Source organism: Bacillus sp. FSL L8-0152 (assembly GCF_038006365.1).
In the GTDB taxonomy this organism is placed as follows: Bacteria; Bacillota; Bacilli; order Bacillales; family Bacillaceae_G; genus Bacillus_A; species Bacillus_A cereus.
The window spans coordinates 1,103,568-1,121,914 of sequence record NZ_JBBOVB010000001.1; the positions used below are offsets into that span (position 1 = coordinate 1,103,568).

The following is an 18,347-nucleotide window of genomic DNA, read 5'->3' on the forward strand; positions in this document are numbered from 1 at the left end:
GAAAATATGGATCAAGATATAAACAAATATAAAAGTGCATTAAAAAACGCTTCGAAAAAGATAAATGAATTATCAGATCAACTGAAAAAAATTAACGAAAAAGAAGAGATAGCAATTATTGGTTATAGCTGTAGATTTCCTGGAGGAGCAAATAATCCTGACGCTTTTTGGGATATTTTAGAGAATGGTATTGATACTGTTACAGAAATTAAAGAGAGCAGATTTGATAAAGATCATTATTACAATGAAAATATGGATAAACCCGGAAAAATGTATACTAAACACGCGGCATTTTTAGACATTCCAATTGGAGAATTTGATAATGCACATTTTGAAATATCTGCAATTGAATCTAGCTCTATAGATCCCCAACAAAGGCTATTACTTGAAGTAAGTTGGGAATCTCTAGAAAATGCTGGTGTAAATATAGAGAAGCTTAAAGGAAGTAAAACAGGTGTATTTATAGGGATGAATTCTCTAGACTATGCAAAGGCTGAAATGCTGTCAGGCAATGTTGATGATATAAATCCATACTCAACAACCGGAACATCATTTAATGCTGCTAGTGGAAGAATTGCATACTTTTATGATTTGAAAGGACCAGCTGTGTCATATGATACAGCTTGTTCATCTTCGATTGTTGCTTTGAATGGAGCGGTACAGAGCTTAAGAAATGGTGATTGTGATTTAGCTATTGTAGGTGGGGTAAATTTATTGTTATCCCCGGAATCTTTTATAGGTCTCTCTAAAACTCATGGTTTATCAAAAGATGGAAGGTGTAAGGCATTTGATGCTTCTGCAGACGGATTTGGACGTGGTGAAGGCTGTGGGGTAGTAATACTGAAAAGGTTACAGGATGCCAAAAGAGATAAAAATAATATCGATGCAATAGTAACGAGTGTATTTGTAGGGCAAGATGGAAAAACAAATGGCTTTACTGCTCCAAACGGAATATCACAAAAAAATGTCATCATGCAGACTTTGAAACAAGCTAATTTGACTGCAAACGATATAGACTATATAGAAACTCATGGAACAGGAACTGAGTTGGGGGATTTTATTGAAGCGCAAGCTATATCAAGTTTGCCTAGGGATGGTAGTATACTCATAGGTTCAGCTAAATCAAATATTGCTCATTTAGAGGCAGCGTCGGGTATGGCGGGTTTAATTAAGGTATTATTATCTCTAAAAAATAGTAAGATACCACCAAGTATTCATTTTAAAAACCCGAATTCCAATATTGATTGGAAAAAAGTGAAAGTGGCTGACAAGTTAATAGACTGGAAGAAACAGAGTGGGAAAAGAAGAGCTGGTGTTAGTTCATTTGGGTTTAGTGGAACACTAGCTCACGTAATATTAGAAGAACCACCGGTAAATGAAAAAAATCATAAATTGAATAAATTAACGTATCATATGCTAACTCTTTCTGCAAAGAGTGAAAAAGCTTTGAAAGCATCGATTGCGAATATGAAGAACTTTTTGGAAGAAACTCAAGAATCCATAGCTGATATATGTTACACAACAAATATAAGTAGAGGACACATGGATTTTAAGTTTTCTATTGAAGCAGAGAAAAAAGAGGATTTTATAAAAGGTCTTGATGAAGCTCTCAACAACCCGGATAAATTTTCGATGTATTCTTCCAAGAAACAACATTCTGTTAATCGGAATATTGCTTTTCTATTCACTGGTCAAAATTCTATTTACAAGGATATTGCAAAGACATTTTATGCACAATCACAACCATTTAAAGAAATGCTCGACTTATGTAATGAAAAATTTAGAGAAATGTTAAATATAGAAATTATTGATGCTATGTATGACGATAATGAGGATTTAATAAAAAATCCTGTTTATTCACAGCCAATCATTTTTTCGATTGAATGTGCATTGACAAAAGTATGGGAATCACTTGGTGTTAAACCGAAGTTAGTTATCGGGCATAGTATCGGCGAGTATGCTGCGGCATATTATGGTGGTCTTATCAGTTTAGATGATGCTGTATTAATGATTTCGCATAGAAGTAAAATGATGGATGCAATAGATCTAGATGGAAAAATGGTTGGTGTTCTTACTAATGTTGAGAATGTAAAAGCTGCTATACATGAAAGTGGATGTCAGAACGTATCAATTGCAGCGATAAATGCACCTGAAAATGTAACAATCTCAGGACTAGGCGACGAAATTGACAAAGTAATAGAGATGATACAAATAAAACAAAAAGTATTTATTAATAAATTGAATATTGAACATCCTTACCATTCGAATTTAATGATACCTTATTCTCAGGACTATGCTGAGAATATTAGTGAGGTTAATTTTGAGAATCTTAAGATTAATATGATTTCAACTGTTACTGGAAGATTAGAAAATGTCGATACTTTAGGTAAGACAACATATTGGTCTGAACATTTATCAAAAATGGTTAAATTCCAAGAGGCAATAGAAACTGCTAGGAGTATGGGGATTACTACATTTATTGAAATTGGTGGAGATGCTACATTATCCGGTTTAGCGAGTCAGTGTATAAGTGATGAAAATATTGATTGTCTACCATCTCTAAGACAAGGTGTAACAGATTATAAGCAATTATTTCAATCTCTTTCTTCTTTAGTTTTACGTGGTGTAGAAATTGATTGGAATTCATTTTATGAAACATATGAAAAGAAAAAAGTAAGTCTCCCGAATTATCCATTTCAGCGAAAGAAATTTTTGAAGGAATTAAGAAGTGTAGTAAAAGAAAGTTCTAATAAAAAAATTGAAAAAGAGGAACTTTTAGAAATAAAAGGGATAGATAGAGTGATTGAAGTTGATGAGTTAAGCGAGGTTAAATTCCACAAATCAGAGGATATTAAAGGTAGTAAACATGTAGATGAGATATGTTTAGAATTAAAGGGAATAATAAATTTAATAACTGGGCTTGAAATTGATGAAATCGATTCATATGTTAATTTATTTTCATTAGGATTTGACTCTTTAATATTAATGAATTTCAAGAAAAAAATTGATAGTCAATACAATTTAGATATTTCACTTAATCAATTTTTTGAAGAATTAAACACGGTGGAAAAAATCAGTAGATATATTCATGAGAATTATAAAGAAATTAATATTGCTGTTGGTAGTGTAGATGAAAAACTCATAGAAAGTAGTGTAAATATAAGTAGAATTGATGGAAACTTTTTAAATGAATTTGATAATCAAATCAATAATATTCAACATCAATTAGAGCAAATAAGAAAATTAAGTAGGGAAACAATTAGTGATAAAGGGCTTAAAAATAAAGTTGAACAAAGAAGTACGCCTCCTAATTTAAATTATAGTGGGTGGGTGCTTGAGAAAGATAGTTTAACTGAAAGACAAAAAAGATTTATTCATGATTTTCTTGAGAAATATAATGAAAAAACAGAAAAATCTAAAGCATACGCAACAAGGTATAGATATGTTTTATCAGATTGGATTAACTCATTGAATTTTAGAACGACTTTAAAAGAATTGCTATACCCGGTAGTTTCAAGCCGTTCCGAAGGTTGTAGATTTTGGGATGTTGATGGTAATGAATATATAGATTTAGCTATAGGTTATGGAGTTCATTATTTTGGTCACAATCCTGCATTTATAAAAGAAGCAATTAAGAATCAGTTAGACAAGGGAATAGAATTAGGACCGCAATCACAATTAGTGGGGAAAGTTGCTGAATTAATTAAAGAGTTTACAAAAGTAGAGAGAGTAGGATTTTGTAATACTGGAACTGAAGCAGTAATGGTTGCACTTAGAATAGCTAGAGCAGTTAGAAAAAAGAACAAGATAGTAAAATTTGCAGGTTCATATCATGGAACTTTTGATACTGTACTTTCAAGCTCTGATGATCAAGGGGAATTTCCAACATCAGAAGGATCAACTTATGGCGCTATACAAGATACAGTAAGTTTAATGTATGGTTCGCAAGAATCATTAGAATATATTAGGCAGCATCAAGATGAAATTGCAGCTGTATTAGTAGAACCGGTACAAAGTAGAAAACCAGGTTTCCAACCAAAAGAGTTTCTGACAAGATTAAGGGAATTAACTAGCAGAACAGGCATTATATTAATTTTCGACGAAATGATAACTGGCTTTAGAATCCAACAAGGTGGAGCGCAGGCTTATTTTGGAATAGAGGCAGATATGGTTACGTATGGAAAAATAGTAGGCGGAGGAATGCCTATAGGGGTAGTGGCAGGTAAAGGGAAATATTTAGACAAGATTGATGGAGGAAATTGGCTGTTTGGCGACGAATCTAAGCCGCAAAATAAAGCGGTCATTTTTGCAGGAACTTTCTGTAAAAACCCATTGTCTATGGCTGCAGCATATGCTGTCCTTTCTTATATGAAGGAAAAAGGAGAAGCTCTTCAAAATGAAGTGAATGAAAAAACAAGGGATTTTGTTGGAAGAATAAATGAATTTTTCAAAACGGAAAAAATACCTATTAATGTAAAAAATTTCGGGTCGCAATTTAAATTTGAGTCTTTTGGAAAGTATGATCCATCTTTATTACCTATCGAGTTGGATTTATTCTTTTACCTTTTGATGTATAAGGGTATATACACATGGGAAAGAAGAACTTGTTGTTTCTGTACAGAAATAACAGAAGTAGATATTCGATTAGTTGAAGAAAAAATTAAAGAAACTATTTATGAATTAAGGGAAGGTGGTTTTTTCGCTTTACAGGGAGACAATGATACAAGGATACCTATGTCCTTAGCGCAAAAGAATTTATTTACACATATTTTAAAGGATGGACAAGATCCTTACAATGTAGTTGGCGTTTTAGAAATGAAAGGGAAAGTAAATGTAGATAAGATAGAGCAGGCTTTTAAGAAAATAATTAAAAGACATGATATTTTAAGGACAAGACTCTATATTGAGGATGAGGAGCTACTACAAGATGTAGTAGAAAATGTAGATTTTAGGGTTAAAGTAATTAAGAAGGAAGCTTCTGAAAATCTTGAGAAAGTAATTGATGAAACAATCACTATGTTTGATTTATCAAAGGCTCCACTTTTCAAGGTGAATTTAATTGAAATTTCAAATGATGAATATGCATTGTTAATAGATATTCATCATACTATAGCAGATGGTATGTCCTTAAATATATTGGCCCAGGAATTTATGAAAGCCTATTGTGATGTTGATATAGAGCCATTAGCGAAACAATATAAAGATTATGTAGAGTGGGAAAAAAAATATTTAGATTCAGATAAAGCGAAAAAAAGTGAAGCGTACTGGATGGAAAATTTGTCAGGAGAGATTGGTCCTGTAAATATTCCGGTGGATAGTAATGCAACTTTAATTAATGAACGTACTGGAAACACCGTAAATATGAAAATTAAAGAGGATTTAGTTGTAAGCTTAAAAAAATTAGCAATGAAAAATGAAAGTTCATTATTTATGATTTTAGTTGCTGCTTTTAATATCTTATTGCACAAATTATCAAATGATAATGAAATATTAATTGGAACTCCTGTTACAACTAGGGGGAATGGTAAGTTTGATGATTGTATCGGCATGTTTACTAATACAGTTATTTTAAAAAATTATGTGAATGAGAATAAAACTTTCCAAAACTTTTTACATGAAGTAAAACAAAACTTAATAGATGTATATTCTCATATGGAATATCCATTTAACGTACTTGTAAATAAATTAAATGTAAATAGAGAAGTGAATAGGAATCCAATAGTAAATACAATGTTTATTTATGAGAATATAAATGAAAGAATATTTAAAATTAAAGACGTAGAGGTTAAGAAATACGATTATAAAGGAAAGGCCACCACATTTGATTTTCTCTTTGAAATCCTTGAAGAAAATGGGGAATTTAATATCAACTTGCAATATAAGGGTGATTTATTTCATGAAGAAACAATTAATAGATGGGGGGGATATTTTGAATCAATATTATATGAAGTAGTAGAAAACGGAAAAGTATTAATATCAGATATTCAAATGTTATCAGGTGAAGAGCAAAATAAGCTGTTAGTCGATTTCAATGATACATTTTGTGAATATCCGATAAATAAAACTATACATCAGTTATTCGAAGAACAAGTAGAAAAGAATTCAAATAAAATAGCTGTGGAGTTTGAGGGACAAAGTTTAACTTATCAAGAATTAAATGACAAATCAAATTTACTAGCCAGAATACTAAGAAGTGAAGGTGTTAAATCAAATTCTATTGTAGGAATTATGGTAGAAAAGTCTTTAGAAATGATAATAGGGATAATGGGGATCTTAAAGGCCGGAGGAGCGTATTTACCTATAGATCCGAATTATCCAAAAGACAGAATAAAGTTTATGCTTAATGATAGTGAAAGTAAAGTATTATTGAGTACAAAGGGGTTAATGGATAGTATAAAGTTTAATGGTAAAGTTATTGATTTACTTGATAACACCATATTTGAAGGTGAATTCAGTAATGTGGAAAAAATAAATCAGCCGAGTGATTTAGCATATGTTATTTATACTTCAGGAACGACTGGTCAAGCAAAAGGGGTAATGATAGAACATAGACAGGTAAACAATTTTATACATGGAATAACGAAAGAAACTAAATTGAATTCATATCGAAATATATTATGCATTACAACGATATGCTTTGATATCTTTGGGTTTGAAACCCTGGTGCCATTAACAAATGGATTAAAGGTTATAATTGCTAGTAATGAAGCGTGTGTTGATAGTAAGAAACTAGCAAGAATTATAGATGAAAATGAAATAGAAGTAATGCAAAGTACTCCTTCAAGATTGAAAATTCTTTTGGAAAATGAAGAATTTCAAGAATCCATGAATAATATGCAATTAGTATTAGTAGGTGGAGAAGAAGTAACATCAAGTTTATTTAAAAAGTGGAATAAGAATAAAGATACAAAGATTTACAATGTATACGGACCAACAGAGACAACAATATGGTCAACAATAAAACTGCTAGAACAAGATGGAAAAATAACAATAGGTAGGCCGCTAAGTAATACAAGTGTATATGTATTGAATAAAAATATGCAAACGCCTATAGGTGTTGAAGGTGAATTATGTATTGGTGGGGATGGTGTAGCAAGAGGATATTTCAATAAATTAGAATTGACAGCAGAAAGGTTTGTAGAAAATCCCTTTGAACCAGGAAAGAAAATGTATCGAACTGGGGATTTAGCGAGATGGTTGCCTAATGGAGAGATAGAGTTTCTAGGAAGAATGGATAATCAAGTGAAAATAAGGGGATTTAGAATAGAACTTGGGGAGATAGAAAACAGAATACTACAGCATAATAGTGTTAAAGAGGCGGCAGTAGTAGTAAAAGAAAATAAAAAAGATGAAAAGTATATATGTGCATATGTAGTAAGTGACGAAGAACTAGGAGATTTAAATTTAAGAAATTATTTAAGCGGTAGTTTACCGGAATATATGATTCCAGCCTATTTTATGAAGTTAGAGAAGATGCCATTAACCCCGAATGGAAAGCTGGATAGGAAGATGCTTCCAGAACCAATTTTAGAGGAAATCTTAAAAGAACATGAAGAACCAAGAAATGAGGTAGAAGAAAAACTAGTAAATATATGGAGAGAGCTTTTAGAAATTGAAAAAATAGGTACCAATGACAACTTCTTCGACTTAGGTGGGCATTCCTTAAATGCAATAATATTAATGGGGAAAATACACAAGACATTTCAGGTAGAATTACTGTTAAAAGAAATTTTTGAATTGAAAACAATACAAAAATTAAGCGATTATATACGCTTGAAAGAAACAAGCCGATATGTAGGGATAAACAAAATAGAAAAGAAAGCATACTATGAATCTTCATCAGCACAAAAGAGAATGCATATTCTTCAAGAATTTAGTAAACATAGTACTGTGTATAATATGCCAGTTGTGTTCGAATTGGAAGGTGAGGTTCATAAGCAGAAAATAGAAGAGACAGTTCAAGAACTAATTGTAAGACATGAAGGATTAAGGACATCTTTTGAAGTCGTCGAAGATGAGATTGTTCAAAAGATAGCGGAATCTTACGATTTTACCCTAAAAGAATATCGAAGTGATAAGGAAATTGATGTAGTGGTAAAAGAATTCATTCAGCCTTTTAACTTAGAAAAGGCACCGCTATTTCGAGTGGAGCTTGTGGAGATTCAAGGGAAAATATATTTATTTATAGATATGCATCATATCATATTGGATGGTACATCTGTGAATATATTAATAAAAGATTTTACGAAGCTTTATAATGGTGAAAAGTTGGAAGATTTACACCTACAATATAAAGATTTCGCAGTTTGGCAAAATACTTTCTTGCAATCAGATGAGATGAAAAAACAAGAATCATACTGGATCAATCGATTCCAAGGTGAAATCCCAGTGTTAAATTTACCATATGATTGTGAAAGACCAGCTATCCAAAGTCATGAGGGAGATTGTGTTCATTTTGAAGTAGGAGAAGAGCTAACTACAAGTTTAAGAAATTTAACAAAAGAAACGGGAACAACTATGCATATGGTATTGCTATCTGCATTTCATATCCTCTTATCCAAATGCAGTGGACAGGAGGATATTGTAATCGGAATACCAATAGCGGGAAGGTCACATGCAGATTTCCAAAGTATCATGGGGATGTTTGTAAATACGTTAGCTATTAGAAATCAGTCTGAAGGTGATATGAAATATTCTGAATTTTTGGCGGGGGTAAAAAGAACTGCTCTTGAAGCGTATGAGAATCAGAGCTATCAATTTGAGGCATTAGTTGAAAAATTGGATATCAGACGAGATGCGAGTAGAAATCCATTATTTGACGTTATGTTTAGTATGGGGGATTCGAATGGTCGAGATGAAGAGAGGTTGGAGAATATTGTATTAAAACCAATCGATAACGTAAGTGATATCTCGAAGTTTGATTTAACCTTGTATGTTGCAGAGGAAAATGATTCGTTAACGTGCAGTATAGAGTATTGTACAAAACTATTTAAAAAAGAAACGATAGAAAGCTTATGTAATTATTATATTCAAGTGTTAAAGTGTATCGTAAAGAATGAAGAAATCAAAATTCGGGAAATCGAAGTAATAACGGTAGAAGAGAAAAAACAAATTCTATATGAGTTTAATAATACAAGAGTAGATTATCCCAGAGATAAGACCATTCAAGAATTATTTGAAAAGCAAGTAGAAAGAATCCCTAACAATACAGCTCTGGTATTTAATGATGAAGAGTTAACTTATAAAGAGTTAAATGAAAGAGCAAATAGTCTTGCAAGGGTATTAAGAGCTAAAGGAGTTAAGGCGGACTCTATAGTAGGGATAATGGTGGAAAAATCTCCAGAGATGATAGTGGGAATAATGGGAATTTTAAAAGCAGGGGGAGCGTATTTACCAATAGATCCGAATCATCCTGAGGAAAGAATAGAATATACGCTAAAGGACAGTGAAAGTAAGATTCTATTAAGTAAAAATAATTTAGTAGAAGGTATAGAATTTGAAGGTGAAGTTATCGATTTATTTAATGAAGAATTATTTAGTATGGATTCTAGTAATCTAGAGAAAATAAATAAATCAGATAACTTAGCGTATGTAATATATACTTCAGGTACAACTGGAAATCCTAAGGGGGCAATGATTGAACACAAATCATTAGTTAACAGACTAAATTGGATGCAGAAAAAATACCCATTAAGTGCAAAAGATACTATTTTACAAAAAACAACCTATACTTTTGATGTTTCTGTTTGGGAAATTTTGTGGTGGTCATTAGTAGGGGCGAAAGTATGCATACTTAGTCCTAATGATGAAAAAGATCCTATGAAGATAATTGAGGCTATAGATAGATATGAAATAACAACAATGCATTTTGTACCTTCTATGTTAGATGTTTTCTTATACTGTGTAGAAGAAAATATAACGAATATAAAATTATCGAGTTTAAGACAAGTATTTTCTAGTGGAGAAGCATTAAACTTTAAGCAGGTATCAAAGTTTTATAAAATATTTGAAAATGAAAAAAAACTTATAAATTTATATGGTCCAACGGAAGCTACTATAGATGTATCGTATTTTGATTGTAGTGATGATGATAGGAAAGTAATACCAATAGGGAAACCTATAGATAACACGAAACTATATGTTTTAAAGAATAATGAAGTTGTTCCTGTAGGTGTGATAGGAGAATTATATATAGCTGGAGATGGACTAGCAAGGGGTTATGTAAACAAGAAAGAATTAACAGCTGAAAAGTTTATAGATAATCCATTTGAAATTGGCGCAAAGATGTATAAAACTGGAGACTTAGCAAGGTGGTTGCCTGATGGAAATATAGAATTCCTTGGACGAATAGATGATCAAGTTAAGATAAGGGGATATAGAATAGAGCTTGGAGAGATAGTAAATAGATTATTACAACATGAAAACATCAAAGAAGCAGCAGCTGTGGTAAAGGAAGACAAAGAAAAATATATATGTGCTTATGTAGTAAGTAAGAAAAATCTTGAGGAATTAAACTTAAAAAATTACTTAAAAGAAACATTACCAGAATATATGGTGCCAGCTTACTTTATACAAGTAGAAGAGATGCCACTAACTGCTAATGGAAAACTTGATAGAAAAGCACTGATAAACCTAAATATAGATACACCCCTAACTGAATATGAAGCTCCAAGAAATGAAGTTGAAGAAGCTTTAGTACGAATATGGAGTGAGGTATTAGGTGTTAAAAAGATAGGGATAAATGATAATTTCTTTGATAATGGAGGACATTCTTTAAAAGCAACTATACTTATGTCTAGAATTCATAAGGAGTTAAATAAAGAAGTTCCATTAAAAGAATTATTTAAATATCAAACAATAAAGGAATTAAGTGAGTATATAGAATATTTAGAAGAAGTTTTGTATTCAAAAATAGAAAAAGCAGAAGACAAAGAATACTATGAAGCATCATCAGCACAAAAAAGAATGTATTTATTACAAGAGGCACATAAAGATAGCACTGCGTACAATATGCCTAGCGCTATTGAGATAGTAGGCGATTTTGATTTTAATAAATTTAAATTTGCATTGGAAACTTTAATGAAAAGACATGAAATATTAAGAACTACATTTAATATGAAAGATGGGGTAGTGTTCCAAAAAATTAATAAGTTTGAGGCGCTAGACTTCAATATTGATAGAATTCACGTTTCAAGTGAGGGGGAAGTAAAATCTATATATGAAAAATTTATACAACCATTTGACTTAAAAAATGAAACTCTAATAAGGTTAAAGGTTATAAATTTAAGAGAAAAAAGAAATATATTCTTAATTGATATGCATCATATCATCTCTGATGGAACAACAATTGAAATAATGAAGAAGGAACTTAATGAAATATATTCAGGACAGGAGTTAGACAGGCTTCAGTTGCAGTATAAGGATTATTCTGAATGGTATAAGAAGAGAAAAGAAAGTAAGAATTATAAAAAACAAGAAGAATATTGGTTAAAACAATTCCAAAGAGAAATTCCTGAGTTAAATATTCCTACTGATTACGAAAGGTTAGAACAACGGAATTTTGAAGGTGATAGTATACATTTTGAGATTGATGAAGAAATAATTAAAGCTCTAAAGGAAGTTGTTAAAGAAACAGGTGGTACAATGTATATGGCATTACTTTCATGTTTCGCTATACTTTTATCAAAATATAGTGGACAAGATGACATAATAGTGGGAAGCCCAATAGCAGGAAGAAATCATGGTGATTTAGAAAATATGCTTGGTATGTTTGTTAATACGTTAGCAATAAGAACTATGGTAGATGGCGATTTATCGTTCCGAGAATATATTAAATCAGTAAGAGATAAGGTATTACAAGATTATACGAATCAAGATTATCAGTTTGAAGAATTAATCTCATCAATAAAGCTAGAAAGAAAAATAAATAGAAATCCAATATTTGATGTCTTGTTTGTGTTTCAAAATATAGAAAGATGTAAATCTTCACATGAGGAATTGGTATTCAAAGAGTATATGGATATAACGAATGTTCAAAAGTTTGATATATCATTAGTTGCCAACGATTCAAATGGTGAAATTAGTATAGATTTAGAGTATTCAACAAGCTTGTTTAAAAGAGAAACAATAGAGACGATGAAACAGCATTTTATTGAAGTTATGCGACATATAGCAGAAAATCCTGAAATTAGAATTGATGATATAAAACTTACTCAGAATTATGGGAAAGTTAAAGAAATTCAATATGCTACGGATTTTAACTTTTAAGATTATCAAAATATAAATAGTTAAGTTTAAAATTTTATAATTGTATATGTATGTTAGGTATTTATACGTAACATACATATACAAGAAAGGAGGCATTATGAATAATAAAATAAACATCAGTATACCAAATGAGCTTATAAAAAATGAACAGAAATATTGGGAAAGTAAAGTAAGTAATGATTTTATGAAAACTACTGTACCGTTTAAACGAGTTGAGACTAAAGCATGTACTATCAAAGAATTAAGTTACTTTGTTAGTGAGGATATAAGTAACAAAATATTAAAGTTATGTAATAATTCTAGTGAGAATATATATGCATATATGTACTCCATAGTCACTGTATTACTGTTTAAATATTCTAATTATAAAAAAGTAGCTGTAGAAACAAATATATTAAAGCAAGATAATATATCTAATATTATTAACAAGAGAATTCCGATTATTCAGGATATAAAAGAAGGATTATCATTTAAGGAAATATTGGTGGCAGCAAGAGAAAATATTAGGGAAGCATATGAGCATGCAAACTATCCTATACATAAAATATATGACTTGGTTTCAGATGAGGAAAACACTGGAGAATCTCCCTTAACAGATATATTACTGATACTTGAGGGGTTGCACCAAGTATTTGATAATGAACCGCTAAGCAGCAAAGTAAAAATAACTGTTTCAATACAAGGTAAATTTATTTGTTTAAATGTAGAATTTAATAAAGAGCTGTATAGCGAATATTATGTTCATATGTTGCTTGATCATTTAAATAATATATTAACCAGTGTATGTAATGATATAAATGTTCAGATGAGTGAAATTTCTATAATCGGAAGTTATGAAAAACAAAAGCTGTTAACAGAATATAACAATACAGAATTTACTTATTCAAAAAATAAAACAATACAAGAATTGTTTGAAGAACAGGTTTTAAAAACACCAGATAATGTAGCTGTGGTATTTGATGGAAATAGTTTAACATATAGGGAACTCAACGAAAAGGCAAATGAACTTGCTTTTACCCTTAGGTGTAAAGGCGTTAAGACAGAGGTTTTAGTTGGAATTATGCTCGAACGTTCCGAAAATATGATTATAGCTATATTAGCAGTATTGAAATCAGGTGGTGCTTATTTGCCAATAGATCCTGATTATCCAGATGAACGTATAAATCATATGCTTGAGGATAGTAAAACGAACATACTTATAACAAATTCAAGTTTAAAATATAAGCTAAAAAAGAACTATGAAATATTGTATATAGAAAACAAAAAAATATATAGCAAAAATAAATGTAATCTTGGAAATTATTCGAGTAGTAAAGATTTGGCATATGTAATTTATACATCTGGTTCAACAGGGAAATCAAAAGGAGTAATGGTTGAGCACGTTGGTATAAATAATTTAAGAAATACATATGTAAATAAACTAAAAGTGACGGATAAAGATAAAATTATATTATTTGCCAGTGTATCTTTTGACGCTTCAATATGGGAATATACAATGGCGTTGTTAAATGGTGCGCAATTACATGTGATGCCAAAAAATATTATAAATAATAGTGATTATTTTATTGAATATTTAAATCGTAATGAAATTACTGTTGTAACAATACCGCCAGAGTATTTAGCAATGTTAGATTCTAATAAACTAAAAACATTAAGGCTATTAATTACAGCAGGATCAGCAATAAGTAAAAAACTATTAGATAAATGGAGTCAAAAAGTAAAATATATTAATGCGTATGGACCAACTGAAACAACAATTTGTTCAACTGTATGGGAATATGTCGATAGCATAAGTGAAAATCAAGTAGTTCCAATAGGTAAGCCAATATATAATTTTAAGTCATATATTTTAGATGAAAATAATCAAGTGGTTCCAATAGGTGTACCAGGGGAATTATGTGTTAGCGGAGATGGCCTGGCAAGAGGTTACTTAAATAATAAAGATTTGACAAATCAGAAATTTATTGAAAATCCCTATGAAAAGGGAAAAAGGATATATAAAACTGGAGATTTAGCAAAATGGCTTCCAGATGGAAATATAGAATTTTTGGGTAGAATAGATCATCAAGTTAAGATAAGAGGATATAGGATAGAATTAAGTGAAATCGAAAATGCCATATTAAATATTGAAGGAATTAGTGAAGTAAAAGTAATAGATATAAAAAAAGATAACGGTAAATATCTATGTGCATATATTGTATCAGCGTATGAATATACATCGAATGAAATGAGAGAACATTTACTTAAGAAGTTGCCAGAATATATGATACCAGGAAAAATTTTAAGTTTACAATGTTTGCCGATTAATCAAAATGGGAAAGTAGATAGAAAAGCCCTTGAAGAGATAGAAAAGGAACATGATAATGTAAAGGTATATAAAGAGTCGAACAATGATTATGAAGAAATACTTGTAGATGTATGGAAAAACGTTTTAGGTAAAGAAGAAATTAGTGTATTAGATGATTTTTTTTACTTAGGTGGGGATTCAATTAAGGCTATTCAAGTGTCATCAATACTAGATGAGAGAAACTTAAGGATGACAATAACTGATATTATTAAATATAGAAATATTGAAAGCTTAGCAAAAATAATTAGTATTAATGACCAAGTGGTTGATCAAGGAATTGTTACAGGCAATATTAAATTGTCTCCTATTCAAACGTGGTTTTTTAAGGAAAGTAAATTTAAAAAAGAGCATTTTTATCAATCTGCTATGTTAAAATCCACAATAAAATTAAATAGGGATGCAGTGAAAGAAATTTTTTATAAGATTCAAGAACATCACGATATGCTAAGAACATGTTTTACTCTTAATGATGATGAGATAAAGCAAGAAATCTTAGATTTAAGTTATCCATTAAATTTTAATGTAATAGATATGTATAATAAATGTGAAATCGAAGAAATAGTAAGAGATGAAGTGAGAAAATTAGAAAACAGCTTTACTTTTAATAGTGGAACAATGATGAATGTCACGCTGTTTCAAACTGAAAGTGAAGATTATATTTATATAATGATTCATCATTTAGTAGTGGATACTGTATCATGGAATATAATTATTAAAGATATAGACACATTATTAAGACAATATTTAAATGGAGAAGAATATTGCCTTCCTAAAAAAACAAATTCAATGAAGCAATGGATCGAGGAACTCTATAGTTATGCAAACAGTAGGGAGTTTTTAGAGGAAAAAGAATATTGGGAAAAAATATGTAATGAAAAATTTAATAGTATACCATTTGATTTTAATTATAGTTCTAATATCGTAAAGAATACTGAGGAAATTACGTTTACTTTAAATAGTGAAGAAACATCAATACTATTAAAGAAATCAACTAATAAATATAACGTAGAATTTTTAGACATATTATTATCAACATTGTCATCAACAATATATGATTGGACAAGCAATCATAAATTTGTAATTATGTTGGAAGGACATGGAAGAGAAAACTTATTTGAGAAAATAAATGTGAATAGAACTGTCGGTTGGTTTACATCATTATATCCTATGGTTATAGAAGTGCCAGAATCTAATCATATTTTAGATGTACTAAAAGAAACAAAAAAAATACGTAATAATATTATAAATAATGGTATAGGATACAACATTTTAAGGTATATCACTGAGGATAAATATAAGGAAGATGTGAAGTGGAATTTAGAATCCCCTATTGCATTTAATTATCATGGAGAAATTAGCAAAGGTAACGAGGATGGGATACTTACGTTAATTGATAATGTAGATGCTAACAACATAAGTTCCGATAGTGAAAGACAGTTCGCGCTAGAATTTAATAGCAAGATATATAATGGTCAATTAAAGGTTTCCTTAGTATACAATAAAGAAGCATATAAAGCGGAGAATGTTAACAAAATTGTTGAAACGTATAAAAGTAAGTTATATCAAATTATAAATTTGACAGAGGAAAAATTAGAAATTAACAAAATGAGATTGAAGAAATATTTAAAAGAATATATAGATACAAATGATTTGCCAGGAATGATTGTTGGAATACAATCAGGAAATAGTGATATAGAAGTATATTCTGTTGGAAAAGCTGATATTTACAATAATATAGATATGGACAATACTACTAGATTCAAAATAGGAAGTATAACGAAAACATTTACTGCAGCTATCATATTACAGTTAGTAGAAGAAAAAGTTATAAATATAAATGATAGTATTATCAAATATATCCCTGAACTATCAAAGAAATTTACCCATATAAAGCTAGAAGATATTACGATAAAAAAATTATTAAATCATTTTAGCGGTATTTATGATTATACAAAAAATGATGAGTTTTTAAGGGATTTTCTTAGTCAGCCATATAAAGTATGGGAACAAGAAGAATTAGTCTATTATGGCTTAAGTAAAACATCACAAACCTTAATGGATAGTGATAGTTGGTTATATTCTAGTACAGGTTATATTTTACTAGGTATGATTATTGAAAGGGTAACTCAAATAAGTCTAAAAGATAATATTGAAACTAGAATTTCTGATAAATTAGGATTGGAAAATACAATTTTAATACATGAGATAGATGATAATGAGAATTTTAGTCGTTGCTACGCAAGCGATAAAAAAGATATGACTAGTATTGGTTTATCAGGGGGATGGGCTGCCGGGGGAATGATTTCTACTGCAAATGATTTGTTAATATGGATCAATGCATTAATAGATGGTAAATTTGTGAATAATAGTAATATAATGTTTCGTTTAGAGGATATTTCGAAATATTATCCGGAAAATAATATCATAAAAGTAGGATTAGGAGTATTTGAAATAAATAATGCACTCGGGCATGAGGGACATGGACCTGGATTCCAAAATGCTCTTTTTAGAAAGAATGGAATCAATATTATGGTGCATATAAACAGAGGATTAAGTAATAATGATGCTTTCTTTTGTGAAGCACGTGAAATTGCAGATTATATTACTGAGTCATTGATTTAAAAGAAGGTAAATAATTAAATTAATATTTGTACTAATAAGTAGGAGGGTGTCATGAAAAAGATAGGCATAATAGGTGCTGGTGTTATGGGAGTAGGCGTAGCGCAAAAGTTTGCCCAAAAATGTTATGAAATAGTTTTAATTGATATTAACGATGAAATTCTTGAACAAGCAAAAGAAAATATAATGAAAAATGTTATGCTGTATAACATGTTTAATAAAAATGAAAAGATTGAAGACACAAGTGAATTGTTAGATAGAATAAAGTTTTCAACTGATTATGAAGAATTAGCAAGTGCTGATGTAATTATAGAAAATGTTCCTGAAATTTTAGAAATTAAAAAAGATGTTTATATAAAATTAGAGCAAATATGTAAAAATGAATGTATATATTTAGTTAACACTTCTTGCATATCAATTACAAAAATAGCAAGCTATACAAATAGAGCTGATAAGGTTATAGGGACTCATTTTATGAATCCTGTCCCTATGAAAAAGTTCGTTGAAGTAATCAAGGGATTGCATACTACAGATGAAACGATAGGTAAAACTTCAGAATTGCTGTCTAGTGTGGGAATGCATCCTATAATAGTTAATGATTATCCAGGTTTTGTATCTAATAGGATATCACATTTGTTTATGAATGAAGCAGCATATACAGTACAGGATGGAGTATCTACTCCAGCAGATGTAGACCAAATATTTAAAAGCTGTTTTGAACATAAAATGGGCCCTTTAGAAACAGCGGATCTTATAGGCTTAGATACAGTTGTAAATTCTTTAGATATACTTTACCAAAGCTATCAAGACCCTAAGTTTAGATGTTGTCCTTTATTAAGAAAAATGGTCGATGCAGGGCAATTAGGTAGAAAAAGTGGTAAGGGTTTTTATGAATATAATTAAGATTGTAATATGAAAGGCCTTTATTATAGAAGTTAATAAATAGAAATAATTTTAATTAGGAAGAAATATGAATTATATAGAGATGAAGCTAGATGCCATTTATTACAAAAGGGAATATATATAATTTTGTGAAAATATAAAGTTGAAAAGGAGGGTGTGGTGTGCATAATAGGAACTTTAAATATAACTTATGAAATTAAGGGTGATGTTG

At 30.1% G+C, this 18,347-nt stretch carries 3 protein-coding genes; all 3 read left to right on the top strand.

The features are described 5' to 3' along the window. Positions 1-6: 6 nt before the first annotated feature. The 3 genes from MHH27_RS05650 (at position 7) to MHH27_RS05660 (ending at position 18,136) form a co-directional block, all read left to right on the top strand. A complete protein-coding gene (locus tag MHH27_RS05650) occupies positions 7-12,267 on the top strand; it encodes a non-ribosomal peptide synthetase/type I polyketide synthase (protein WP_340941880.1) in 12,261 nt (4,086 codons plus the stop codon). Positions 12,268-12,364: 97 nt separating this feature from the next. Then, the gene (locus tag MHH27_RS05655; protein ID WP_340941882.1) at positions 12,365-17,236 is read left to right on the top strand and encodes an amino acid adenylation domain-containing protein; all 4,872 of its coding nucleotides are present in this window, start codon (positions 12,365-12,367) and stop codon (positions 17,234-17,236) included. Between the two features lie 51 nt (positions 17,237-17,287). Then, positions 17,288-18,136 carry a 3-hydroxyacyl-CoA dehydrogenase family protein gene (locus MHH27_RS05660; RefSeq protein ID WP_099004950.1) on the top strand — a complete coding sequence of 283 codons (849 nt, stop codon included), beginning with the start codon at positions 17,288-17,290 and terminating at the stop codon, positions 18,134-18,136. Positions 18,137-18,347: the final 211 nt, after the last annotated feature.

What these genes read in the sequence shown, in the direction of transcription:
- MHH27_RS05650 (WP_340941880.1), top strand. Translation starts at nt 7, where the DNA reads ATGGATCAAGATATAAACAAATATAAAAGTGCATTAAAAAACGCTTCG.
- MHH27_RS05655 (WP_340941882.1), top strand. Translation starts at nt 12,365, where the DNA reads ATGAATAATAAAATAAACATCAGTATACCAAATGAGCTTATAAAAAAT.
- MHH27_RS05660 (WP_099004950.1), top strand. Translation starts at nt 17,288, where the DNA reads ATGAAAAAGATAGGCATAATAGGTGCTGGTGTTATGGGAGTAGGCGTA.